The following is a 24,330-nucleotide window of genomic DNA, read 5'->3' as shown; positions in this document are numbered from 1 at the left end:
CACGTGGTGACGAATACCGTTTCGTCGTTCGGGAGGCGGCCCCGCGCTGGGACTCGCCTCGCATACCTACGAATTGTCGAGTACTTCCCCGGCGGTCAATCGTTCGAAAAGCCGAGGTTACGGGGAGGTATTCATCGGATTGCGCCACCAAAGGTCCGGCACACATGCATTCAGAGCTTTCCGGCGATCCGATCCGCGTGATACGACGACCGCACGAGCGGCCCCGACACCACTTCGATGAACCCCATCTTCAAACCTTCGTCGCGTAGCATGTCGAACGTCGCGGGCGGCACGTATCGCCGCACCGCCATGTGAAACCGCGACGGCGCGAGATACTGGCCGATCGTCAGCACGTCGACGTCATGGGCACGCAGATCGCGCATCGTCGCGAGCAGTTCGCTGTCGGTCTCGCCGAGCCCGGCCATCAGGCCGGATTTGGTCAACACCGCCGCGTTCTGGCGTTTCGCGCGCGATAGCAGTTCGAGCGAACCGAGGTAGTCCGCGCCGGCCCGTGCCGCCCGGTACAGCGACGGCACCGTCTCGATGTTGTGATTAAAAACGTCTGGCCACGCCCCGGACAGAGCATCGAGCGCGCGGTCGATTCGCCCGCGAAAATCCGGCGTCAGGATTTCCACGCGAATGCCCGGCACGCGCTCGCGCACGAGCGCAATACAACGCGCGAAGTGCGCGGCGCCGCCGTCGCGCAGATCGTCGCGGTCCACCGATGAAATCACGACGTAGCGCAGCCCGAGCGCCGCGACGGCGTCGGCAAGCCGCGCGGGCTCGTCGTCGTCGAGCGCTTGCGGCCGTCCGTGCGCGACGTCGCAGAACGCACAGCGCCGCGTGCAGATCCCTCCCATGATCATGAATGTCGCGGTGCGCTGCGCGAAACACTCGCCGATGTTCGGACACATCGCCTCTTCGCAGACCGAATGCAAGCTGTGCTCGCGCAGAACCGCCGCCATGCCCGCGACGGTTTCGCTCATCATCGGCCGCGCGTGCAGCCAGGGCGGCTTCGGCAATGCGGTCGAATGGTCCGCCGGCACGATCTTCACCGGAATGCGGGCGAGCTTGTCGCGGTTGCGCTTGCCATGCTGGCCAAGCGCCGTGAGGCTGTCGGTATGAGGAGCGGCGTCCATCGCGGTTATCCGAAGAACTCGTTGAGCAGGCGGTTCACCTCCGATGCAGCCTCCATCTGCACCATGTGTCCTTTGCCGTCGATCACGTGCACACGCACCTGAGCGGGCAGCCCCTGCGCGTGCGCGGCAGGAATGATCTGGTCCTGCGCCCCCCAGATCACCAGCGTGCGAGGCGCGAGCGTGTCGAGCCGCTCGCGATAGATGCGGCTTTGCACCCCGCCTTCGAACGCGGACGCGGCAATCTTGCGCAGCGCGACGCTGTACCGGCGCATCGCGCGGCTGGGCATCGTCGGGCCGCATCGCACATAAGCGGCATCTCGATCGCCCGTCTGAGTCTGCCGCTGTGCAGACAGCGTCCGATTCCCACGCCCTCACCCGCAGAGTGAAATCTTTTCGCAGTTCGTACATCGCGAGCGAAAAGATTTTATTTCGGCACAACCCTGCTCCCACGCGCAGTTTGTGCCGACAGACAGGCATGACTTGCCGGACTCAGTGATCGGTCGCAACGAGAGACCACCCACGACCGCGCATCGAATGTCCTGAACGGCTCACGCGACGCACTCGCGACCCGAAGGACTCCCCAACTTCTCTCCGGATTCCTTGCGGGCCGCCTCGCGGCAGCTCGCGCTATTGTCATGATTGCGCGACGTCAATTTCTTGGTTGTCTCACTGCGCTCGGCGGAAGCGTCGTATTGAGCGCGTGCGGCGGTGGTGGTGGTGGTGGTGATAGCGGTACTGCGGATGCCGGCGGCTCGTCCACGGGCAATTCCACGAACCCGTCGAGCACGACGGCGGCACCCTCTACGGGCACGGCAACCTCCGGTATCGCGACCTCGACCGGCACGACCAGTTCCGGTATTGCGACTTCGACTAGCGGCACGACGACGGTGGCGAACGGCTCGTCGCCGACCGCCTCGACTGGAACAGCCTCCACCGGTACGTCCGGCTCGACCTCGGGCGACAGTTCTGGCGCTCCATCGGACCCGAACTCGGGGTCACCCGGCAACGCTTCGAACGCTTCGCCACAGAACACGACCATCCCCCCGGCGACGGTGATTATCGACAGCCAGAACGCGTCGTGGACCCTGGTCGGCGGATCCGTCTACAGGAACAGTGTCGCGGCGGGCAACACCTACAACGTCTCGTTGATACTCTGGTACGGGGGTACGATCTATCACGAGGGAACCGGCGGCCAATTTTACGGATGGAATGGTTCGGGATGGCAGTCGTGCAATGACCCACGTTTGGGCGGCACCTCCGTCGACGGCACCATGATCCCGCCCGCGTCGTATCTGATCGACAAGGTCGGCGCGATATGGACCGTCGTGAACGGTGTCGTGTACCGCAATCGGAGTGCCGTCGGCACAATGTCGAATGCTGCGCTTCTGCTGTGGTACGGCGGCAAGTTCTGGGCACAATCGACCGGCGGTCAGTTCTACGTGTGCGCCGATGCGGATGAATGGTTGCCGTGCAACGATCCGCGCATCGCGACCGCGGCGCCGGCCGGCTCGTTTCACGGTATCAACGGGCATTACGATTATTTGTATTCGACGTCGCAGCTCGTGTCGATCATGCAAGCCCTGGGCTGTTCGACGTACCGGCTCAGCTGTACCGACTACGCACCGCAACTCGCCGCGGTCGTGGCGTTGGCACAAGCATTCCAGCCAGCGGGCTTGACCCTTTTCGTGCTGACCGATGCCGGCATCTACGACGGTAACGGCAACCTGTTCACGAGCGAATCGGCGGCCTATACACGCGGCTTCAATTGCGCGGTAACTGTCGCGACGGCGTTGCAACCCCACGGCGTGACCCTGTATGAATGCGGCAACGAACTGACGCGCGCGAACGGGATCATTCTCGACCCCACCAACGCAGGAACGAGCGTCGTCGACTTCAACAATGCGAACTGGCCGCTGATGCGCGGCGTGATGCGCGGCATGATCGACGGGGTCAAGTCGGTGCAGGCGGATGCTAAATGCGGCGTCAACTTTTGCGTCGCGGACACCGGCGCATCCGACGCTCTGTGGGATGGCAGGCAGCCCGATGGCACGAGCGGCCATCCGACCGTCAGGTGGGACTTGACTACGTGGCACAACTACGAGGTGTACGGCGACATCTTCGATATCGGCTCCGACGGGTCCGGCCCGGGCTTCGATTTGCCCACCTATTGCAAGGCCCGATATGGCGTCCCCTTCGTGATCTCGGAATGGAACACAGGACCGGAGAAGACCGAGGCGTACCGGGCCAACTACATCACGTCGCGCCTGCTCACTTACTATCAGGCGAGAAAGACGAAGAACATTCAATCGGCGATGTATTACGAGCTCGATAGCGGGGACGCAACTTACGGTCTGATGATCAACGGCACGGCGCTTGCGCTTCCGTACAATGCGTTCGCGAGTTTTGTCGCGAGCCATCCCGATAGCTGAGCGTGCGCACTCGCTGAGTCCGCGCGCTGCCTACGGTCAATTCGACCTGCGTGAGACGTTGACGGATAACCCGTCCCGGCCGAGACCGCGATAGGTCTCGTAGTCCGGGGCGACAAGTTGCAAGTCAGGCGACCCCTGTTGCAACGCGGCTGTGTCCGTGCATCACGTTACGCCCACAGCCGCATCGCTACAGCGCACGATTCGTGCAATCAGAAGATCAGAACTGGTGTCGCAGTCCCACGGTGACCGCGACCTGCGTGCCCGTCGACGATGGCGAGAGGGTATTGATCATCGCATCTGCGAGCACGGAATCCGCCGGCGCGCCATGAACATGCTGATAGACGCCTTCCAGGTACACGTCGGTACGCTTGCTCAACGAATAGTCGGTCTGCAGCATGACCGAATTCCATTTTGGAGAGGCTTTCGTGGCCCCCTGGTTGTAAGCACCGTCAGTGAACGTATAGGCACCGGATACACTCCACGCGGACGTCACCGAGTAGTGTGCGTTCACCTCGTAATTGTCCAATCGCAGATTGCCGCCAAGCGGCAGATAGCTGCCGAGGCCCAGCGAGATGACGCCCGCCATGTTGTCGATCTGAGTATGGCTCCACACGAATCCGACAGTTGCGGGGCCGAACGTGTAATTGCCGCCGGCGCCCCAGATACGCTGGCGCTCCGCGATGAAGTTCGCGCTGCCGTCGCCCTGCGCGATTGCCCCATTCGGATTCGTGCCCGATACGCCGCCGCCTGCGTTATTGAACTGCAGGTACCCGCCAGCAAGATTCACTGGGCCCTGCGCATAACCTACGCTAAAGCCATACGCGCGATTGTCAGCGAATCCTCCCGCCTTGTTGCTGAACGAATACATGCCTTCGAACGTCACGCCGGCATAGGTCGGACTCACATACTTGACCGAGTTGTTGACGACCACCGAATCAGCCGCCAGGTTGTCGTTCTCGAACGGGTGTGCGGCGAGGTTGCCACCCCACGTGTTGCTCCCCGCGGTGATCGGTCCGAGCTGGTCGTTCAGCACATCGAACTGGCGGCCCAACGTCACGGTGCCGAGATTGTCGCTTTGCAACCCGACCCAGGCCTGAGAACCGAAGGCGTCACCCGGAAAGGCCTGGCTACCGTTGTTTAGATTGAAGCCCTGCTCGAGTTTGAAGATCGTACGAACACCACCTCCCAGATCTTCAGTACCCTTGAGGCCAAACACCGTATTCTGCGTGGAGCTGGTCGCCATTTGCCAATTGCTATGACCGACCTGGTTGTTGGTATAGATGAGTCCCGTGTCGATAAGACCGTACAGGGTCACGCTGTTTTGCGCATACGCGGAAACCGAAAATACGCCGAGGATCCCGATTGCCAGCAAGGCTCTTTTCATGTCTTTATGCCCCATTTGCGATTACAGAAAAATAGAACAGCTTTTTCTTAATTGGAGTTCCACCCCGGGACATTCCACCTGGGATAGTCAGCTCGCGCCGATCTGCTTCTAAATCGAAATGTGCTTTCCAATCGCATCAAACGAGCAGAATGGCCACTAGCTGACCGGCGGTCGCAATCACGATCGCCAGATCAACCGGATTGGCCAGAAGAAATCCGAGAAAATCTGAATCGACGGCGCGCGTGCGCCACATCCCGACAAAGCCGACCGACAGAATCAGCCCGAATAAAAAGTCGAATCCGAATCCTGCGGCGAGCCATCTGTTATGCCTGACGACATGTTCGGCGAATGCGAACATTGCCAAAAAGGCGATTTGCGATATGAGAACAACCAGTACGACAACACGCTGCTGATTATTCTTTTTCATCGGCTGGCGGAAATCCGGTTGCTCGAACCCGGCACGACCTCCTCGCTCGTCTGGCCGAACTTCGGCAGTACGGGCGCGTACCTGGCAGACACCCGCATGCTCTCAAGTACGGAGGGTGCTCCGACTTCTGTCGCGGCCTGGCCGCTGTAAGCGCCAGGCCCCAACCCAAGGCACGCGGGCGCCCTGCCCCGCATGGCAGCGATCCCGGCAGGTACGCGGCACCCCAAAGGAGGGGCGGTGACCGTCGTACCCGCTCCATCCGCGGCGCAACCGTTATTCGACCGCCTCGCCATGCAGCACCAGGTCCAGTCCTTCGCGCTCTTCTTCCTCGGCGACACGCAACCCCATCACTGCGTCGATTGCCTTGAGCAGAACAAACGAGACCACCCCGCTGTAGATCAGCGTCGTCGCGACACCCTTGAGTTGCAGCATCACGTCACCGTCCGCGCCGCCGATGTCCTTGACCGCGAACACGCCGGTCAGCAGCGCACCGACGATCCCGCCCACGCAATGCACGCCGAACGCGTCGAGCGAATCGTCGTAACCGAGCTTGTGCTTGAGCCACGTGGCCGCCCAGAAGCAGACCACACCCGCGACGATACCGATCACGAGCGCGCCGAGCGTGCCGACGAAGCCCGACGCCGGCGTAATCGCCACCAGACCCGCGACCGCGCCCGACACGATACCGAGCACCGACGGCTTGCCCTTGGCCGCCCATTCGGCGAACATCCACGCGAGCGCCGCCGCGGCGGTCGCCACCTGCGTCGCGAACATCGCGAAGCCGGCACGGCCATCCGCTGCCACGGCCGAACCCGCGTTGAAGCCGAACCAGCCGACCCACAGCATCGCGCCACCGATCAGCGTGAGCGTCAGGTTGTGCGGCGCCATTGCTTCCTTGCCATAGCCGACGCGCTTGCCGAGCACCAGACAGCAGACCAGACCCGCGATACCGGCGTTGATGTGCACCACCGTGCCGCCCGCGAAGTCGAGGATGCCCGCGCTAGCCAGCCAGCCGCTCGGCTCCCACACCATGTGCGCGATCGGCGAGTAGACGATGATCGACCACAGCGTCATGAACACCAGCATCGCCGAGAACTTCATGCGGTCCGCGAACGCACCGGTGATCAGCGCCGGCGTGATGATCGCGAAGGTCATCTGGTAGACGAAGTAGACCGTCTCCGGGATCGTCGGCGCGAGATGGCTGACGGTCAGCGTCGTGGCCTTGTCGCCCTTGATGTAGTTCATGCCCGTCATGAACACGCGCGAGAAGCCGCCGATGAACGAGCTGCCCGGCGTGAACGCGAGGCTGTAGCCCACCACGGTCCAGACGATCGTCACCACACAGGTGATCGCGAAGCTTTGCATCAGCGTCGCGAGCACGTTCTTCTTGCGGACCATGCCGCCGTAGAACAGCGCGAGACCCGGGATCGTCATGAACAGCACCAGCGCGGTGGAGGTCAGCATCCACGCGGTGTCGCCGGAGTTGATCTTCGATGAATCGACCGAGAACGGCGCGGTCGGGGTGGCCGGTGCCGATGCAGCGGCATCCGCCGCGGCCGGTGCCGCTGGAGCCGCGGACGCTTGCGCGACCGGCACGGAGGCGGCCGCGGGCGCCGAGGCGTCTTGCGCGAATGCGGAGCCCAGCCCGCCGGCGAGCAATGAGCCGGCCATCAACAACGTCATCAACAGTTTGCGCATTTTTCTTTCCTCTTATCCCAGTGTTTTTTTATAGGGCGTCGGCGCCGGTCTCGCCGGTGCGGATCCGGATCACCTGTTCGATCGGCGTTACGAAGATCTTCCCGTCACCAATCTTTCCGGTACGCGCCGCACGCTCGATCGCCTCGATAGCCTGATCGACGATGTCGTCCGGGACGGCGACCTCGATCTTCACTTTCGGCAGGAAATCGACGACGTACTCCGCGCCCCGATACAGTTCGGTGTGCCCTTTCTGACGCCCAAAACCCTTGACCTCCGTAACCGTGATTCCAGAGACGCCAAGCGATGACAAGGCTTCTCGAGCCTCATCAAGCTTGAATGGCTTGATGACCGCACTGATTAGTTTCAATTTGCCTCTCCGTTGATCGCCCATCCCGATGCTCGCTGCGAATGACCGCGGCTCAGCGCGCGGAGACGTTCAAAGCAACTGTCATGCCATTCGCACGACAGGTATTGGAGCGGGGAATTATCGGAGGAGCCGAACTTCGGGTCCTTCAGCGGTCAGACGGATGTTGTGAGGAAGGGAGCGGGATTGGGCGGCAGCACTGTCAGAAGGCTTCTTGGCGGAATGCGGCGGACGGACTGAATGTACCCAGGCACCATGTGCGAGCGCGTTCCCCTGTCGTGCGTCCAATCGGGGGCACGCGTGCACGGTTCTGCCGCTCGTCATTACATATTCATTAATCGAAGCTTCCAGGTTTCCACTCGCACGCCCGACGCTCGCGAGCGTTCAAGAGGTCGAGCGCAACTCCGCCGTGATAACGTGCAAAGACATCGCAATTCGAACAGGAACAGATCAGGATGATTTCGCATGTTTTCGTTGGGGTTAATGACTTTGACCGTGCGTTGAAGTTCTATTCGGCCGTCATGAGCGAGTTGGGACATCGACTGAAGTTTTGCGAGCCAGATAAACCGTGGGCTGGTTGGATGGCTGAGGGTATGCCGCGCCCGCTCTTCCTTATCGGCAGGCCATATGATGGCAACTCAGCAGAACACGGAAACGGTCAAATGGTGGCATTGCTTGCGCCTGATCGTCGTTCAGTCGACAACGCATACGCTAGCGCGCTGGCAAACTCAGGTTCTTGCGAAGGTCCTCCCGGCTTGCGAGCACACTATCACCCGGACTATTACGGGGCGTACTTCCGCGACCCGGAGGGAAACAGGATTTGCGTTTGTTGTCACGATCCCGTGACTCCGTAGCATTCGCAAAGCCCCGAACACGCTATACACCGGCCTATTTTCGAAGCGGTACCCGCTTCGACTTGAAAATTGCCGTCGAGGCGGCGCGAGCGGTCGACGGGATCGGGTCGGCTACTGTTCAGTGAACCTGACATTCGGTTGACTTCCTGAGGCATTCGTCACCCCCGATGATCCCGTCGAGGGCTTCCATTCAGCAAGTCAGTCGTTAGCCGAGGTAATCTTGATGAACGGCCTGAGTTCAGGATTTGAGAGAGCGAGAAGATTGAGCGTCGCCCCGCCGAACCGACGCGCGAACTCATCGTCCAGCGTATTGTTGTAGTCGGCCACCGGCAGTTCTAAAGGAAACTGTCGCGTGGTAACCGCCAGCACCTTTTCAACGTCAAGCGTATAGGAGACCAGTGCCTGCTTTTCCTCCGACCACATGACCACGACACATCGCTTTTGGGGGTGAGTTGCCATTCAATATCCTCTGCATCGTTGATAGTTCTGAAATGCTCTCTGCGAGCACACATCCATGAATCTCTGCCCACCCATTGCCATCCGATAGGCAGTGCATTCGTCCATGTCTCGTTCGTACTGCGCGTGGCATTCTGCGTCGTGCGCTTCGCTCACTCCGCGCGCCGCGATGCTCTGCACATCGTCGCTTATCGCGTCCGGTGTGTACTTGAACGGCTGCGCATTGTCGAAGTTCTGCGGCACGCGTGGGGTGTCGCGGTAGAGCGACCTTAGCATGTCCGCGTTGGCCGGTTTCTGCGCACGCACGGCGGCTGAGCGGGAAGCCTTTTCCCGCTGCTGCCGTATCGCCTGCACGCACTTGCGCATCTCGTCCCGTTCGGGAACAAAGAGCAGGTTGCCGTTCTTCACTTCGTTGTGTAGGGCCTTGGCGATCTCATGGTCGTCCATCCTGTGCATATGAAAGCGGTTTTCACTCCGGCCGAGCATATCGCGTAACTCGTATGACTGATGCGACACCAGCACGGATGGGCTATGTTGTAGCCACGCTGCGCGCGCTTCTTCCATGGCCTGCACAGTGTCGTCGTGTGCTTCGCGAGGTACGCTCGCCGGCAATGCAAAGTGGAACCACCGGTCCACGTCAAACAGCCAGGGAGACTCGATGTGAAGGTAGAACGATCTGCTAAGGCTGATCGAAAAGAAATGTCCGTGCCGCCTTTCATGGGCGCCGCGATGAGAGCCCAGGGAAACTGAATGCATAGTGCCTCACAGGCAATAAAGGAGGCCCGATTGTGCAACAAGGCACCATCTCAAAAAACGCCGAATTAAAGCGTGTTAGGAACTCCGATTGAGAGCTGGTGTCCTGGCGGGATGAAAAGAGCAGACTGAAAAGGTTATCCGACTGATGCGTCGGATGAGAAATGAAGTTTCGCGGCGCCGTGCGGCGGCCGGTCGCGAGAGCGAGCCACGCGCACGTGCTTTGGAAAAACGCTCTAAAGAATACTGTCCAACGCCTTGGCGAGCCTGGCGACCACACCTTCGACGTCATGCAGTTTGTCCAGGCCAAATAATCCGACGCGGAAGGTTTTGAAGTCTTCTGGCTCGTCGCATTGAAGGGGAACACCGGCCGCGATCTGCAAGCCGGCATCGGCGAATTTCTTGCCGGATCGTATGCCGTCATCGTCCGTATAGCAGACCACGACGCCAGGAGCCTGAAAACCTTCAGCCGCCACGCTTTTGAAACCTTTGTCACTCATGAGCGAGCGAATGCGCTTGCCAAGTTCAAGCTGCTCAGCTCTGACTTTCTCGAAGCCATATGCCTCAGTTTCCTTCATGACGTCGCGCAGCGTCGCGAGACTGTCCGTGGGCATCGTGGCGTGATACGCGAACCCGCCGTTCTCGTAGGCTTCCATGATCTGCAGCCATTTCCCGAGATCACAAGCGAAACTGGTGCTGGTCGTTGCGTCGATTCTTTCGCGGGCGAGAGGGCTGAGCATGACCATTGCGCAGCAGGGTGACGCGCTCCATCCTTTTTGCGGTGCGCTGATCAGGACATCGATGCCGCTGGCCTGCATGTCCACCCAGATCGTACCGGAGGCGATGCAATCCAGTACAAACATGCCGCCGACGGCATGCACCGCCTCGGACACCGCGCGCAAGTAGGCATCAGGCAGCATCATCCCGGATGCGGTTTCGACATGCGGCGCAAAGACCAGATCCGGCTTGTTTTCCTTGATCGCAGCGACGACTTCTTCGATCGGAGCCGGTGCATATGCGGCCTGCCTACCTCGTTCGACCGGACGCGCCTTCAACACCACCGATTCAGACGGAATGTCGCCCATGTCGAAAATCTGCGACCAGCGGAAACTGAACCAGCCATTGCGAATGACCAGACACTTCCTGTTCGTCGCGAACTGCCGGGCGACGGCTTCCATGCCGAAAGTCCCGCTGCCCGGGACGATAACGGCCGACTTCGCGTTGTAGACTTTTTTCAGGGCGCCGGAAATATCGCGTACGACTCCTTGAAAGAGCTGCGACATGTGATTGATTGATCGGTCGGTGTAGACGACCGAATATTCGAGGAGTCCATCGCGGTCGACATCGGGAAGTAAACCTGGCACGTTCGCCTCCGGTAATTGACGAGTAAAAGAATCGAAAACAGATTCTAACGAAAGCTGCCTGCAACGGCATCGGCCGGGACGCCCCCGCCCTTCTTCGATCGCAGTCGCCCCAAAGGTGGCGCCGCTCGCCTCCTCCCGACTGCTTCTCAGGGGAAGATCGGTGTCGTGGGCTCCGCGCCCTCGATATCGGCCTTCGGAAAATGCTGCGCGACCATCAGCTCGATCTCCTGTTCGCGCGATCCAGGCACGTCGGCCATGATCAGGAGCTGGCCGTCACGGATGGCGTCCCGAAAGCGCTCGAGCCGTGCATTCGGTTCGGCGACGCCGATCATCGCGGCCGTCCAGGCCCCGAAGCCGGCACCCGCCAACGTCAATGCGATGACGGCTCCGCCCGCAATAGCGAGCTCCGCGGGAGGAAACGCCAGCGCCACGAGGCCGACAAGCGCTCCGGTCGCACCGCCGAGCGCCACGCCTCGTTCGAGCGAGTGCACGACGTCGCTGCTCTGCAGCAAAGTTGCCTCGGGTAACTGTTCGAGTGCGACGCTGTGATTCGCGAGAACATGGATATGTCGCCATGTGATCCGCGCCCGCAGCAAGTCGTCTACGATCGCCTTCGCCGTCGTCATGTCAGATGTGAGGAAATAAAGACGTCTCATCTCGACCCTCCATCAATCAAGCCGTCCTCAAACGGGACGATGCCGTTCATCGTACGCCTGCGGCAGGCAAAAGTTGGCTCCGGGCAGGTGCGTGCCGTGTTTGGATGGATGGTCGCCGCTGTATGCCAGCTTACAAATTCTGAAAACTTCTCCTGGAGACATAGGGTTGAGCAAAAATCTGCTGCCAGACTATTTCGCGTAGTTCCGGCAAACCATGCAGGTTTGCGGTCCACATTACGTTAGGCGTCTAAACGGAGGCAAACGATGACACGCGTTCGCGTTGCGGGCTTCACCATTTCGCTCGACGGATACGGTGCAGGCCCGAATCAAGACATCAACAATCCGCTCGGCGTTGGCGGGACGGAACTGCATCAGTGGCTAGTCCCAACACACACGTTCCAGCAAGCCTTGTTCGGCAAGTACGACGGTACGACCGGGGTTGACGATGATTTCGCCGCCCGCGGCTTTCAGAATGTCGGGGCCTGGATTCTTGGGCGGAACATGTTCGGACCCATTCGTGGGGACTGGCCGGACACAAACTGGAAAGGCTGGTGGGGAGACAATCCACCGTATCACGTTCCAGTCTTCATCTTGACCCATCACGCTCGTCCCCCCATCGAGATGGCAGGCGGCACGACGTTCCACTTCATAACAGGAGGCATTCGCGAGGCGCTCGACCGTGCACGCGAGGCCGCTGCCGGAATGGACGTGCGCATTGGCGGTGGGCCGGACACAATTCAGCAGTATCTTCGCGAGGGCCTCATCGATGATCTGCACATTGCCGTCGCGCCGGTCCTGCTCGGCCGGGGAGAATCGCTGTTCGAAGGGGTCGACTTGCGGGCTCTGGGATACGAATGCGTTGAATTCGTAGCGTCGGAGAAGGCCACGCATGTCGTCCTAAGGCGCCAAGGGCACACGGACGCCTAACCATTCGCTGAAGGCCGACGCCCCTGACGGGCCGCGGCCTTGGCTCGCGCGTTGAGTGGACCGGTCTTGTACCGCATACTTCAGTGAATCACACCACCGAAAGGATCGACATGGTTGCTGACCTTGCACGCTCCTGGTTGACCTGGAGCGCGCCTGCAGCCGCTGCGCAGGCCTCCGGTCGCCCGCTCGTGGCGCTGGAATCGACCATCATCGCCCACGGCATGCCCTACCCGGAGAACGTTCGCACTGCGCGCGAAGTGGAAGCCTTGATCCGTGACGCGGGTGCCGAGCCGGCGACTATTGCGCTGATCGATGGGCGAATCCACATCGGCCTTTCGGATGACGAGCTGGAAACGATCGGCCGATCGGACCACGTACATAAGGTCAGCCGCCGCGACCTGCCGGCCGTGCTGGCCGGCGGCGGGCTGGGCGCCACGACCGTGGCTGGCACGATGATATGTGCGGCGTTGGCCGGCATCGAGGTCTTCGTCACCGGAGGCATTGGCGGCGTACACCGAGGCGCGCATGAAACCTTTGACATCTCGGCCGACCTGCAGGAACTGGCGAAGACCTCGGTGGCGGTGATCTGTGCCGGTGCGAAGTCCATCCTGGACATCGGGCTCACATTGGAATACCTGGAAACCCACGGCGTGCCGGTGCTCAGTTGCGAACAGGACAATTTTGCGGCGTTCTACACGCGGGACAGCGGCTTTCGCGCGGACTTCAGGCTGGACGACGCGGAGGAACAGGCACGGTTCATTCGCACCAAGTGGGACCTGGGCCTCCACGGCGGTGTGGTGTTGAGCACTCCGGTGCCGGAAGCCGCAGCGATGTCGTTCGAAGAGATCGACGCGCTGACCCAGCAGGCGCTCGACGAGGCCGCTGCACAAGGAATCACCGGCAAGGCCGTCACCCCCTTCCTGCTGGCGCGCATCAAGGCGTTGACAGGCGGGCGCAGCCTGGCGACAAACATCGCGCTCGTGAAACACAACGCCGAGGTCGGCGCAAGGCTGGCGCTAGCGTTGGCACGCTCAAAGCCCAGCACAGGCGCGGTGTAGCCTCACTGCCGTTTCGCGCGACTGGTGATTTCCTTGACGGCCACCGCGCTCATTTCGAGCCAGTGCCGAAGCTGCCGCCGCCCGGGGCGCAGGGCTCCACGAAGCCAGCCCCGTGCTATCTTCGACGGATTCGACACCTTCCTCTCAGGAGGGCGCGTGGACGTCGCCGTGTGGCTGCACAGCCTCGGAATGGAGCGGTATGAACCGGTGTTTCGCGAGAACGCCATCGACGCCGACGTGCTTCGCGATCTCACCGCGGACGATCTGAAAGAACTGGGTATTGCGTCGGTTGGTCATCGCCGCAAACTGCTCGATGCCTTGACCGAATTGCGGGCGCGCCCCGGGCTCCGGCATAGCGCCGCGAGCCCAGGCGAGGCGAAAGGCGAACGACGGCAGGTCGCCGTCCTGTTCGCCGATCTGTGTGGCTTCACGCGGATGAGCCGTGAAGTCGACGCGGAGGAAGTACTCGCCGTGCTCGATCGCTACTTCGAGCAGGTTGACCGCACCATCGAGCAGCATGGCGGGCACGTCGACAAGCACGTCGGCGACTGCGTCATGGCAGTATTCGGCGCGCCGGTCTCGAGTGTCTACATGGCAACGTCCTGCATGACCTCGGCGACATGAAGTCGGCACTTCATGCATTCGAAATCGCCCTCGAATATGCGACGACGGACGTGGAGCGTTGCCGCGCATGGATCGGGCGGGCCACGGTGAAGCGGATCATCGACGATCTCGACGGTGCATGGGCCGACCTCGACTACGCCGCTGAAGCCTCCCAAGGCCTGTTGCGCGAAGAGGCGCGCATTCACTACTACCTGGGCCCCGCTTATCTCGGCGTGCTCGCGCGCACGACGGACGACCCCGTTGTCTTCGCACAGGCGCTCGCGGAGGGCGAAGCTTTGCTCGCGGCCGGAGCGGTGAGCCACAACCACTTTCTGTTTCGACGTGATGCGATAGATGCATGCATCGACCGCAAACGCTGGGATGCGGCCGCGCACCATGCTGCGGCCCTTGAAGACTACGCACGCCGCGAGCCATCGCCTTTTTCCGGATTTTTCGTGGCGCGCGCACGGGCGCTTGTCTCGCATGGAACCGGCAATCGCGATCCGGCATCGCTGAAGGAACTCCAGCGGCTACGGCAGGAGGGCAGCGGCCTGGGTTTCCTTTATGCGCTCCAGGCGATCGAGGCTGCGCTTTCGGGCGAGGCCGATAGAGGAGGATAAGGTCGCCGCGCTCACTCCTGTTGACGCCGTCCAACCATCCCCGTATCTTGCAATCCAAGGTAAAGCGACATGACACGGCAGTTGTGTCTGACTGTTTTCCGTTGACCTGGCCACGACGATGAACATTGACGATCGGCTTCTCGAGAGCAAAATGATCGCGATCGAGCAGGCGAGATCATGGAGTCCGCGCGTCATTTCCAAGCTCGAGACTCTGATCAGGAGCGGCGACGAACTGTCCGTCTACCGGGTCAATCCGCTGGCGTTTGCGCGAGATCGCGGCATAAGCGAGGCTGAATGCATTGACCTCTTTCTTCATGCGGCGCGATACGGATTGTTCGAGATGAACTGGGACGTTCTTTGTCCGCAGTCGGGAATGGTCCTCCACAGCTTCGGATCATTGCGCACTCTCAAGACCCATTACGTCTGTGGGCTATGCGACGTTACGGGCGAAACCGACCTCGACGACTTCATCCAGGTCACGTTTTCAATATCGCCCGAACTTCGGAGGCTGACGTTCCACGATCCCGAGTCGCTTTCCGTTGAAGATTTCCACTGGAAACTGCGATTTAACGGTGACGGTCGGTTCGCCGGCCAGCAAGTCCGGTTTCTCGACTTCTTGCGGGGGCTCGTGCGCGGCCTCACGTTCCTGCCGCCAGCTTCGACGACGACCCTGCAGGCTGTTCTTGGCCCCGGTGCCTTGACGGGTGTGAATGTCGAGACACAAGCCGCTCTCATTGTTCCGATCGCTGGTGAGGCCGCTACCTCGCCGACACTGTTGCAGGTCGGTTACGACGGTCAACGGTTTGCCCCGGCGCTCTCCGTTGTGCCGCCTGGTCCTGTCGTCATTCAAGTAAGGAATACCGGGAGCACGCGCGGGTCGCTGCTCTTGATCAATTGGCCTCCAGAGGTCGTCGCTCAGGCCATCAAGCCGCCGCTCGAATTCGAACCGTATTTATCCGGCGGGGCGCTGGTGGCGCGACAAACCTTCCGGCGCCTGTTCCGCTCGGAGAACGTTGACGAGAAGGAAGGCCTTGGGATTCGGCAAGTGACGTTCGTTTTCACGGATCTCAAGGGTTCGACGGCCATGTATGAACGCATCGGTGATCTGAATGCGTACGGCCTCGTCAGACAGCATTTCGCCTTGCTTGAGATGATCGCCCAACGGTATTCCGGCGCTATCGTAAAGACGATTGGCGACGCTGTGATGGCCGTCTTTTGTCGACCAACGGACGCAGTTTCCGCGTCGTTGAGTATCGTGGAGGAAATCGGACGCTTCAATCGCGAACGTGGAGAACCGGCGATCATCCTGAAGATCGGGGCACATTGCGGGCCGTCGATTGCGGTGACACTGAACGACAATCTCGATTATTTCGGTCAGGCCGTCAACGTCGCCGCGCGCGTGCAGTCTCTCGCCGACGCCGGGGAGATTTGCATTTCGGAAGCGCTCTATAGTGCGCCTGGGGTCCGCGACCTCCTTGGTGGCCGCACTGTCGTCGAATTTGAGGCTCCGCTTCGCGGCCTCCAGGGCAGGGCAAGCGTGTATCGCATCGTGTCCGGGTGGTGACGGCTTACGGCGCCGATCTTGCCTCCTCTTGGGGCTATTCTTGTTTGCTCAACCTCGAACCCGACAGGTGCCGAGATGGAGAAGAACGACGCAGCCGGTTTGCTCCCTATGCACGGCGTTCAGCCGCGTTCCGAGGAAACGCTCGATCCGGACGATTGGACTGCGCTGCGGACACTCTCGCACCGCATCGTCGACGATGCGGTCGACTACCTGCGCGACGTGCGCAGCCGGCCAGTGTGGCGAAGCATGCCCGAGAGCGCCAAGGCCTTATTCGAGCAGGCGCTGCCACGCTCGGCGTCACCAGTGGAAAGTATTTATCACGAGCTTGGCGAGAATTTGATGCCCTATCCACTGGGCAACGTACATCCTCGCTTCTGGTCCTGGTATATGGGGGCAAGCAACTTCACCGGCGCACTGGGAGACTTCCTGGCGGCAATTCAGGGTTCCAATCTGGGTGGCGGCAATCATGCGGCGGCTTTGATGGATCAGCAAGTCGTCAACTGGTGCAAGGAGATGGTTGGCTTTCCAGTTTCGGCGAGCGGCACATTGGTCAGCGGCGGCTCGATGGCAAATATCATTGCCCTGACAGTGGCACGCAATTCGAAGGCTGGAATCGACGTGCGCGAGCATGGTGTAGCCGCCATCGACCGACCGTTGCGATTTTATGGCTCGGATCAGATGCATAGCTGCCATCGTAAGGCGATGGAGTCGCTAGGCCTGGGAAACACGGCGTTGCGGCGGATCCCGACAGACGCGGCGCTGAGAATCGACGTCGCCGCTCTGCGGATTGCGATCGCAGAGGACCGGTCAGCGGGATTTCAGCCTGCTTGCGTGATCGCAACGGCGGGGACAGTCAATACAGGTGCGATCGACGATCTGATGGCGCTGGCGGATCTGGCCGCTGAAGAGAACGTCTGGTTACACGTAGACGGATGCATCGGCGCGCTGCTTGCGATCGCACCCGACAATTCATATCGCGTCGCGGGCATTGCACGCGCTGATTCGATCGCCCTCGATCCTCACAAGTGGCTGCACGCTCCGTTTGAGGTCGGCTGCGCCCTCGTTCGCGACGCCGCGGCGCATCGAGGCGCATTCGCGGTGACACCGGAATATCTGCAACCAACAGCGCGCGGAATTGCTTCGGCCCCCTGGCTCTACGAGTATGGATTGCAGATGTCCAGAGGTTTCCGTGCGCTAAAAGTCTGGATGGCTCTAAAAGAGCATGGAGTCGAGAAGTTCGGCCGTCTGATCGACCAAAACATCGCGCAGGCTCGCTACCTCGGTGACCTCATCGACTCCGAGCGACACCTCGAGTTGGTCGTGCCAACCAGCATCAACATCGTATGCTTCAGATATCGACCGGAGGAGATGGAAGAGGCAGCATTGAAGGCGCTCAACATCGAGATCATGTTGCAGCTTCAGGAAGCTGGCATCGCGGCCTTGTCCGACACAACGGTGCACGGCGTGCATTGCCTCAGGGTCGCGATTTGCAACCACCGAACCCGCAAGGACGACCTGGATCTGCTGGTCAAAGAAATCGTTCGACACGGACAGCGGATTTTGCAAGGTTGGCAGAACCCAAAGGAGCCAGCATGAACATAAGCAATGCGAGCAGAATAATCGGCGCAATGTTAATTGCGGCCATCGCGAGTGGCGCGGCCTATGCGAACGCGCAACAAGGTATGAGCGCGACGGCCGGCGCGGTCGCACAAAGGGTGGCGGCCTCAAGCTCGCCGCCTCGACCCAGGCCGGATACTTCGATAGTTCGTGACGTTCGCCGCGCCCTCAGGCGTGTACCGGATATGGATGATTCAGAGATTCACATCAGGGCGAGCCACGGCGTCGTCACGCTCACCGGGTCGGTGCCGGAAAGCTGGCAGATCTCGCGCGCTGGCAATGCATCGAGATCAGTGCTGGGAGTCAAGGCGGTGACAAACAGATTGACAGTGCGAAAGAGCGATGCAGCAAGCATTGAGCAACGTCTCGCGGCATCGGCCGGATAGGCTCGATGTTATTTTCATCACTTCGGCGTAGACGATGCTCTAGTGAGAATCTCCGGATCGACCTGAAGCTCCACGAAGGCGCAACGCGCGACTGTTGCGCGAAAACCTGATTTCGGGGTCGTTCTCGCCTCCGCTCGCTGCATTTAGCCCTTCATGCAGAAAGCCGCAGCTGACGGCCTGTTGCAGTCCTACTCGCCGGCGGCCGCCGACAAGATCGAGACGCACGACAAGGATCCGAAAGGCCTGTACTACGCGATGGTCGGCAACTACCCGAGCTTCATCTACAACTCGGCGGTGCTGAAGAGCCCGCCCAAAACCTACGCAGACCTGCTCGCGCCGCAGTTCAGGCAGAAGATCCAGTACTCGACGCCGGGACAGGCCGGCCGCGAATTGATCCGGATGGGCGATATCGTCGACAAGAATCTGATGGAACTGGCGCAGAAAAAGATCAAGGCGCAGGTGAGCTTTTCGGCTGAAGGCGCCGAGGATCTGCGCGCGCTGCACCATAGTGATCGACAGTTTTCACCGTGCTCAGGCGCTGCTCGTGTCGGGAAGGATGCAGACTGCGGCGCAGTTGCTCGAGGACAAACAGGCGCTGCGGCGTCTCGAACGCGTCGCACGGGATTCTCATCTCGACCGCCTGCGCGAGGGCAAGCCCGACAGCATCGCGTCAAGCTCAGTGCATCTCGACCTGCTGCGCGACCTCGTGCGGATCCAGTCGCACATCTGTGCCCTCGCTTATCCGCTGCTCGAGCGCGAGGCAGCTATCGATGGCGATGCGCAGGTCGCATGAGGCAAAACACGACGCTATCGAGCGACGACATTCGCTGCGTCTCGAGCGTACTGCGTGGGCGGCAGCCCGACATGACGCGTGAACGCGACGCTGAATGCGCTCGCCGAGCCGTAACCGACACGCTCCGCGATCACCGCGATGCTGACTTCGTTCCGGCGCAGCAGGCTCCTGGCGACGGCCATGCGCCACGACAACAGATACTCCATCGGTGCCACGCCGACTGCGCGGCTGAATCGATCGAAGAAAGAGGACCGTGAAAGCGCGGCGGTTTTTGCGAGTTGTGCGATCGTCCAGGGCTTGTGCGGACTCTCGTGCATATGACGGATGGCGAGCGCGAGACGGGCGTCGGCGAGGCCGCGGACGAGTCCGGGCGACGCCCCCGTCCCCGTGGCTCGCAACGCTTCAATGAAGAGCACCTCGAGCAGTCGCGCCAGCACGACCTCGCGCGCGGGCCGCTGCGCGCGCGATTCTTCCCTCACGAGCTTGACGAGCGTCGCCAGCCTGGGTTCACCGCGCACGTGCGCGAGCTTGGGCAAGAGCGAGACAAGCAAGGCCGCATCCGGCGAACCGAACGCGCAGAGGCCCGCAAGCCATTGGGCTTCTGGCGCGACCGATGCATCGCCGAAACGAAAGCTGCCGTCGGGCAGTGCCGCAGGCGCGATATCGGAGACGTCGTCATCGTCGGGCGGGTTGATGCTCGTCATCGTGAAGCTAAAAACTTCGGGCACGAGCACGAAGTCATCGGCCTGAAGAATGAGCGGCTCGCAACCATTGACGGATAGACGGAAGGAACCTTCGAGCACCACGCAATAGAACGGCTGGCCGACTTCCGTGCGGCTCGCGCGCCAGCGCCCGGCGCCGCTCAGCACTTTCGAGAACGTGGGCGTCGGCTTCAGCAATGTGACGATTTCGGCGAGCGGGTCGATCATGATCGGACGATTTCGAATGAAACCTGGACGCTCAATTGTAGCGAGTCCGGGTGGTCAGGACTTATTGTGTTGGGACTGTCACCAACCACAGGATTCGACATGGAGACCGTCTTGATTATCGGTTGCTCGTCCGGCTTTGGCCTCGAAATCGCGCGTTATTTTCTGGATCGCGACTGGCGCGTTATCGCCACGATGCGCGCGCCACGCGAAGACGTCTTGCCGCGCTCCGATCGTCTTTCGATTCTCGCCCTCGACGTGAAGGACCCGCAAAGCATTCGCGCCGTCATCGAGGCCGCCGGTCGGATCGACGTGCTCGTCAACAATGCGGGTATCGGCTTTCTGAACGCGCTCGAAGGAACGCCGATGGACACCGTGCGCGATATCTTCGAGACCAATACGCTCGGTACCATCGCGATGGCGCAGGCCGTGTTGCCGCAGTTCCGCGAGCGCCGCGAAGGTGTGGTCATCAATGTGACGTCGACCGTCACCTGCAGACCGCTGCATTTGCTGTCGGTCTACACCGCGAGCAAGTCCGCGGTCAACGCGTTCAGCGAATCGCTCGCGCTCGAACTGGAGCAGTTCAATGTGCGCGTGCGTGTCGTGCTGCCGGGACGCGCGCCTTCCACCCGCTTCGGCGAGAACGCGCAGGCACGTATGAAAGACGGATTCGCCGAGCCGTACGGCGCGCTCGTGGAGCAGATTTTCGCAAACTGGCAGAAAGAAACGGCCGTCACGCACGCATCGGATGTCGCCGAAGCGGTTTGGCTCGCAGCGACCGATTCATCGAGCCCGTTCCACATCCCCGCCGGCGAGGACGCGGTCGAGTGGTACAACGCGGCCGCTAAATAGCACGAGTAAAAATCGCGGAGGTGAGAGCCTCGGGCCTCAGACCTGGCCGATGCCGCCGTCATTCATCAAATCCGCGCCCGTCATATAGGAACTCTGTTCGGAGGCGAGAAAGAGCGCCGCGCTGGCCATCTCCTCGGCGCGGGCGAGTCGACCGATCGGGACCATGCTCTTGTACATGCTCACCAGATCCTCGCGTGTCGCCGACTGGGAGTCGAGAATCGGGGTGTCGGTGACACCGGGGCTCAGCATGTTGACGCGAATGCCGCGATCCTTGAATTCGGCGGCCCAGGTGCGGGCATAGGAACGCAACGCGGCCTTGGTCGCCGCGTAGGCGGTATGACCAGGGATGCCCATGACGTGCATGGCCGACGAAACCAGGATGATCGACCCACCACCTGTCATCATCGGCAGCAGCTTCTGCACCAGAAATACCGGGCCGCGCGCCATGAGGTTGAATGCCTTGTCGAAATGCTCGGGCGTGATGGTGTCGATCGAAGCCTGCTCGGTAAAGCCCGCGTTCGACACGATGATGTCGACGACACCTTTTTCGTCCCTGACTGCCGCAGCGACACGGTCGAGGTCATCGAGATTCGCGGCGTCGGCCTGAAGCGCGGTAACGTTGCGTCCGAGCAGTTTGACGGCCTCGTCGAGCTGGCCTTGGCGCCGACCGAAGATAAAGACGTGAGCACCTTCGGCGACGAATCGCCTGGCGATCGCCAGGCCGATACCCGTCGTTCCGCCGCTAATCACGGCGATCTTCCCTGTGAGAGTAGACATTGAAGCTTCTGCCTGTTGGTGAATGGAAGTGACATCGTAATTGCGGCCACTGCGAATGATAATCGGCGGATTTATCATAAGATCCATTCACCGAGAGAATAGATCGCACGAGAGAAATACAATGGATCGGTTTCACGAATTGAACGCCTTCTTCGCCGTCGTTGAAGCGGGTGGCTTTTCCGCCGCGGCGCGCAGAACCGGCGAGTCACAGTCCGCGATCAGTAAGTCGATCGGCGCGCTGGAAAAGCGCCTGGGCGTGCTGCTATTCAACCGAAGCACACGCAGCGTGACCCTGACGGATCAGGGGCAGAAATACTACGAACGCACCAAGCCGTTGCTGGACGAGATTGAGGTAGCCGACAGCGAACTGACCAGCAGCACGCTGGATGTCTCGGGGCTTGTCCGGATCGCCTCTGCCTCTACGTTCGGTCGCCTGCACGTTGTTCCGCTCATTCCCGAGCTGCTGTCGCGCTATCCTGGTCTGCGGGTCGATCTCGTGTTGTCGGATTTCGTACGCGATATGGTCGAGGATCGAATCGATCTCGCGATTCGAGTGGGCTCCGTCAACGATCCGGATTCGGTCGTGAAGCGGATTGCGAGCACCCCGCTGGTCTGCGTCGGATCGCGTCGCTATTTCGAGCAATACGGTGTACCGAAGGATCCTACCGAACTCGCCAATCACAATTGCCTGCTCTACGGCGGCCTGATGGAGTCGGCAAACTGGCCGTTTCATGGGCCACGAGGCCGATTCAGCGTACCGGTGCGAGGCAACCTGTCGTCGAATAGCGTCGAGACAATACGATCGGCCGTGCTCGCGGGTGTGGGAATCGGCCTCTTCGCGAAGCTCTCGCTCGCCGACGAACTCAAGCATCCCGACATTGTGACCGTGCTGGACGACTTCATTCGCGACGCCCGTGATGTAAGCATCATCTGGCCGAGGCGTCGTTTCGTGCCTGCGCGCGTGCGCCGGGTGACTGAGTATTTTTCGGCTGCGCTTCCGCAGCGCTTGTAGGATCGCGACGTCCGTGAACTAAAAGCTGGCTGGCGGCACTGCGTGCGTCTGAATCAGTCGATTCCGGCGCGCACTTCAAACGCCGTCCGTCACGCAATGTTCGCGAGCGGCGCGCGTCGAGTGCCTGCGTCGCTCGACATCGAATCCCGCACATGGCGCGCGAATTCCTGTGCCGCTGGCTGAACCGTCGCGGGCAATCGCAGACAGATCGCGAACGGAGGCAGTGCAGGCAAGCCGCTGACTCGAAACGTGAGCGTCTCCAGATCGGCCGGCACCGTGGAGGCGAGCCAGGCCGTGATCGCGAGGCCCGCGCGCACCGTTGCGGCGGTCGCCTCGATGTTTCCGCTCTCGAACACCGTGCGCCACGCAATGCCCTCGTCCGCGAGCGCGCCGAGCACCACCGGACGGAAAGCACAACGCTCGTCTACCATCGACAGCGGCAACGGTCGCTTCTGCCATGCATCACTGCCGCGCCCCTTGACCCACACCAACGGCTCGATGCAGACCACTTCACCTTCGGCTTCGTTTGCGACACATTCGACCAACGACACGTCAACGCGACCGTTATTCACCGCTTCGCTCAGCTCTGGCGACGCCGCGCACACCAACGAAATCTCGACGTGCGGATGCGCCTCGGCGAATGCCTTCATCGCGGGCGCGAGCCGCGTCACGAGATCGTAAGGCACGCCCACACGCAAGGCGCCGCGCAACGGCTGGCCGGTCATGTCGGCCCAGATTTCATCGTTCAGCCGCAGCAGCTTGCGCGCCTTCACGAGAAACTGCTCGCCTTGGCGCGACAGTTCCAGCCGGCGCGTCTTGCGAACGAACAGAAGGCAATCCAGCACATCTTCGAGGCGCTTCACCTGTTGGCTCACGGCGCCTTGCGTCATGTGCAGCAGATTCGCGGCGACCGTCATGCTGCCGCTATTGGCGACGGCAACGAAGGTGCGGATCAGATCGAGGTCGAGATTTCGGCTCATCTATGCATTATGCGGCGTAATGTACCGCATCAATATTATTAGCTTTCACGTTGCTTTGACGATCCGTACAGTGCGAATTCAATGATCCGATTGTGCACCGATGACCTCGATTCTGCCGCTTCTGCTCTTCGTCGCCGTCGCGACCGTGACGCCCGGCGGCGCGACCACGCTCGCCGCCGCCTCAGGCGCACGCTTCGGCTTCGTACGCTCGATACCGCTGATGCTCGGCATCGCTATGGGCCTCGCCTTGCTCGCTGCGCTCGCCGCACTGGGGCTTGGCGGTCTGCTTCTCACGCTGCCGTCGCTGCAAACGGCAGTGAGGACACTCGGCTCCGCGTATCTGCTGTGGCTCGCGTGGCGCATCGCGCGCAGCGGGCCGCCAAACGCGAGCAATGGCCCCGTGCGCCCGGTTTCGCTCGTCAACGGTTTCCTGCTGCTCTGGCTCAACCCGAAAGGCTGGGCGATGACGGTTAGCGCGGCGGCGTCTTTCGCGCTGCTCGCAAACAATCCGAACCGCCTCGCGATGCTGCTCGGTGCAGCGTTCGGGGTGACTGCATGCGCGTCGCTCGCGCTGTGGTGTGCGCTCGGCGTGCTGTTCGCGCGGCTGTTTCGGACGCCGCGCCACTGGCGCATTCTCAATCTCGCGATGGGTGTGCTGCTCGCCGCCTCCCTCATTCCGACCTGGAGATAA

The 24,330-nt window shown here is 61.2% G+C and carries 25 protein-coding genes and 2 pseudogenes; 14 read left to right on the top strand and 13 right to left on the bottom strand.

Features of this window, described 5'->3' with window-relative positions; genetic code table 11:
- Positions 1-170 precede the first annotated feature (170 nt).
- Together lipA and F6X40_RS22595 are read right to left on the bottom strand one after the other, a co-directional pair.
- Positions 171-1,139 carry a lipoyl synthase gene (gene lipA / locus F6X40_RS22600; protein WP_187629281.1) on the bottom strand — a complete coding sequence of 323 codons (969 nt, stop codon included), beginning with the start codon at positions 1,137-1,139 and terminating at the stop codon, positions 171-173.
- Positions 1,140-1,144: 5 nt separating this feature from the next.
- Positions 1,145-1,393, bottom strand: a pseudogene (locus F6X40_RS22595) (alpha/beta fold hydrolase); the annotation flags it as partial.
- Between the two features lie 381 nt (positions 1,394-1,774).
- On the opposite strand from F6X40_RS22595, the gene F6X40_RS22585 reads away from it, so the two are divergent.
- The gene (locus F6X40_RS22585) at positions 1,775-3,568 is read left to right on the top strand and encodes a hypothetical protein (protein WP_222946131.1); all 1,794 of its coding nucleotides are present in this window, start codon (positions 1,775-1,777) and stop codon (positions 3,566-3,568) included.
- A gap of 217 nt (positions 3,569-3,785) precedes the next feature.
- Here F6X40_RS22585 and F6X40_RS22580 read toward each other — a convergent pair whose 3' ends face one another.
- From F6X40_RS22580 to F6X40_RS22565, 4 genes are all read right to left on the bottom strand, one after another.
- The gene (locus tag F6X40_RS22580) at positions 3,786-4,952 is read right to left on the bottom strand and encodes a porin (RefSeq protein WP_187629278.1); all 1,167 of its coding nucleotides are present in this window, start codon (positions 4,950-4,952) and stop codon (positions 3,786-3,788) included.
- Positions 4,953-5,088: 136 nt separating this feature from the next.
- Positions 5,089-5,379, bottom strand: a complete 291-nt coding sequence (locus F6X40_RS22575) for a hypothetical protein (RefSeq protein ID WP_184073140.1) — start codon at positions 5,377-5,379, stop codon at positions 5,089-5,091.
- 273 nt (positions 5,380-5,652) lie between these two features.
- The gene (locus tag F6X40_RS22570; protein ID WP_187629277.1) at positions 5,653-7,077 is read right to left on the bottom strand and encodes an ammonium transporter; all 1,425 of its coding nucleotides are present in this window, start codon (positions 7,075-7,077) and stop codon (positions 5,653-5,655) included.
- A 28-nt stretch (positions 7,078-7,105) separates the two neighbouring features.
- On the bottom strand, positions 7,106-7,444 hold the full coding sequence (locus F6X40_RS22565) for a P-II family nitrogen regulator (RefSeq protein WP_026226100.1): 339 nt from the start codon (positions 7,442-7,444) through the stop codon (positions 7,106-7,108).
- Positions 7,445-7,896: 452 nt separating this feature from the next.
- On the opposite strand from F6X40_RS22565, the gene F6X40_RS22560 reads away from it, so the two are divergent.
- A complete protein-coding gene (locus F6X40_RS22560; protein ID WP_184055671.1) occupies positions 7,897-8,295 on the top strand; it encodes a VOC family protein in 399 nt (132 codons plus the stop codon).
- Positions 8,296-8,493: 198 nt separating this feature from the next.
- Here the strand turns inward: F6X40_RS22560 and F6X40_RS22555 are convergent, their stop codons facing one another.
- From F6X40_RS22555 to F6X40_RS22540, 4 genes are all read right to left on the bottom strand, one after another.
- Entirely contained in the window at positions 8,494-8,754 is a 261-nt protein-coding gene (locus F6X40_RS22555; RefSeq protein ID WP_184055669.1) for a hypothetical protein, read from the bottom strand.
- Positions 8,755-9,507: a hypothetical protein gene (locus tag F6X40_RS22550; protein WP_187629276.1), complete on the bottom strand. Its 753-nt coding sequence runs from the start codon at positions 9,505-9,507 to the stop codon at positions 8,755-8,757. It abuts the gene before it with no gap.
- 233 nt (positions 9,508-9,740) lie between these two features.
- A complete protein-coding gene (locus F6X40_RS22545; protein WP_184073843.1) occupies positions 9,741-10,868 on the bottom strand; it encodes an aminotransferase class V-fold PLP-dependent enzyme in 1,128 nt (375 codons plus the stop codon).
- A gap of 146 nt (positions 10,869-11,014) precedes the next feature.
- Entirely contained in the window at positions 11,015-11,524 is a 510-nt protein-coding gene (locus tag F6X40_RS22540) for a DUF1269 domain-containing protein (protein ID WP_184073845.1), read from the bottom strand.
- Between the two features lie 264 nt (positions 11,525-11,788).
- Here F6X40_RS22540 and F6X40_RS22535 point away from each other — a divergent pair, with 264 nt between their 5' ends.
- The 9 genes and pseudogenes from F6X40_RS22535 (at position 11,789) to F6X40_RS22500 (ending at position 19,092) form a co-directional block, all read left to right on the top strand.
- Positions 11,789-12,451: a dihydrofolate reductase family protein gene (locus tag F6X40_RS22535; RefSeq protein WP_187629275.1), complete on the top strand. Its 663-nt coding sequence runs from the start codon at positions 11,789-11,791 to the stop codon at positions 12,449-12,451.
- A 110-nt stretch (positions 12,452-12,561) separates the two neighbouring features.
- Positions 12,562-13,509, top strand: coding sequence for a pseudouridine-5'-phosphate glycosidase (locus F6X40_RS22530; protein ID WP_187629320.1), 948 nt, complete (start codon positions 12,562-12,564; stop codon positions 13,507-13,509).
- Positions 13,510-13,542: 33 nt separating this feature from the next.
- The gene (locus F6X40_RS42470; RefSeq protein ID WP_262421509.1) at positions 13,543-14,133 is read left to right on the top strand and encodes an adenylate/guanylate cyclase domain-containing protein; all 591 of its coding nucleotides are present in this window, start codon (positions 13,543-13,545) and stop codon (positions 14,131-14,133) included.
- A gap of 50 nt (positions 14,134-14,183) precedes the next feature.
- Positions 14,184-14,732, top strand: a complete 549-nt coding sequence (locus F6X40_RS42465; protein ID WP_262421508.1) for a hypothetical protein — start codon at positions 14,184-14,186, stop codon at positions 14,730-14,732.
- A 118-nt stretch (positions 14,733-14,850) separates the two neighbouring features.
- The gene (locus F6X40_RS22520; RefSeq protein WP_187629274.1) at positions 14,851-16,296 is read left to right on the top strand and encodes an adenylate/guanylate cyclase domain-containing protein; all 1,446 of its coding nucleotides are present in this window, start codon (positions 14,851-14,853) and stop codon (positions 16,294-16,296) included.
- A gap of 75 nt (positions 16,297-16,371) precedes the next feature.
- A complete protein-coding gene (locus F6X40_RS22515) occupies positions 16,372-17,892 on the top strand; it encodes a pyridoxal phosphate-dependent decarboxylase family protein (RefSeq protein WP_187629273.1) in 1,521 nt (506 codons plus the stop codon).
- The gene (locus F6X40_RS22510; protein ID WP_187629272.1) at positions 17,889-18,299 is read left to right on the top strand and encodes a BON domain-containing protein; all 411 of its coding nucleotides are present in this window, start codon (positions 17,889-17,891) and stop codon (positions 18,297-18,299) included. The genes F6X40_RS22515 and F6X40_RS22510 overlap by 4 nt, the downstream gene beginning before the upstream one ends.
- A 153-nt stretch (positions 18,300-18,452) precedes the next feature.
- Positions 18,453-18,614, top strand: a pseudogene (locus F6X40_RS22505) (2-aminoethylphosphonate ABC transporter substrate-binding protein); the annotation flags it as partial.
- Between the two features lie 193 nt (positions 18,615-18,807).
- Complete coding sequence (locus tag F6X40_RS22500; protein WP_262421517.1) at positions 18,808-19,092, top strand: hypothetical protein; 285 nt, start codon at positions 18,808-18,810, stop codon at positions 19,090-19,092.
- Positions 19,093-19,106: 14 nt separating this feature from the next.
- Here the strand turns inward: F6X40_RS22500 and F6X40_RS22495 are convergent, their stop codons facing one another.
- Positions 19,107-20,021, bottom strand: coding sequence for an AraC family transcriptional regulator (locus F6X40_RS22495; RefSeq protein ID WP_184010480.1), 915 nt, complete (start codon positions 20,019-20,021; stop codon positions 19,107-19,109).
- A gap of 99 nt (positions 20,022-20,120) precedes the next feature.
- Here F6X40_RS22495 and F6X40_RS22490 point away from each other — a divergent pair, with 99 nt between their 5' ends.
- A complete protein-coding gene (locus F6X40_RS22490) occupies positions 20,121-20,870 on the top strand; it encodes an SDR family oxidoreductase (RefSeq protein ID WP_187629271.1) in 750 nt (249 codons plus the stop codon).
- A gap of 36 nt (positions 20,871-20,906) precedes the next feature.
- On the opposite strand, the gene F6X40_RS22485 is transcribed toward F6X40_RS22490, so the two are convergent.
- Entirely contained in the window at positions 20,907-21,647 is a 741-nt protein-coding gene (locus F6X40_RS22485; RefSeq protein WP_184055638.1) for an SDR family NAD(P)-dependent oxidoreductase, read from the bottom strand.
- A 121-nt stretch (positions 21,648-21,768) separates the two neighbouring features.
- Here F6X40_RS22485 and F6X40_RS22480 point away from each other — a divergent pair, with 121 nt between their 5' ends.
- Positions 21,769-22,659, top strand: a complete 891-nt coding sequence (locus F6X40_RS22480; protein WP_184073855.1) for a LysR family transcriptional regulator — start codon at positions 21,769-21,771, stop codon at positions 22,657-22,659.
- A gap of 89 nt (positions 22,660-22,748) precedes the next feature.
- Here F6X40_RS22480 and F6X40_RS22475 read toward each other — a convergent pair whose 3' ends face one another.
- Positions 22,749-23,639, bottom strand: coding sequence for a LysR substrate-binding domain-containing protein (locus F6X40_RS22475; protein ID WP_187629270.1), 891 nt, complete (start codon positions 23,637-23,639; stop codon positions 22,749-22,751).
- A 100-nt stretch (positions 23,640-23,739) separates the two neighbouring features.
- On the opposite strand from F6X40_RS22475, the gene F6X40_RS22470 reads away from it, so the two are divergent.
- Positions 23,740-24,330, top strand: a complete 591-nt coding sequence (locus tag F6X40_RS22470) for a LysE family translocator (protein WP_187629269.1) — start codon at positions 23,740-23,742, stop codon at positions 24,328-24,330.

Origin of the sequence: Paraburkholderia sp. UCT31, from assembly GCF_014397655.1 — a bacterium.
In the GTDB taxonomy this organism is placed as follows: Bacteria; Pseudomonadota; Gammaproteobacteria; order Burkholderiales; family Burkholderiaceae; genus Paraburkholderia; species Paraburkholderia tuberum.
The sequence above is the reverse complement of the archived record's forward strand: the minus strand, read 5'-3'. Positions and strand labels throughout refer to the sequence as shown.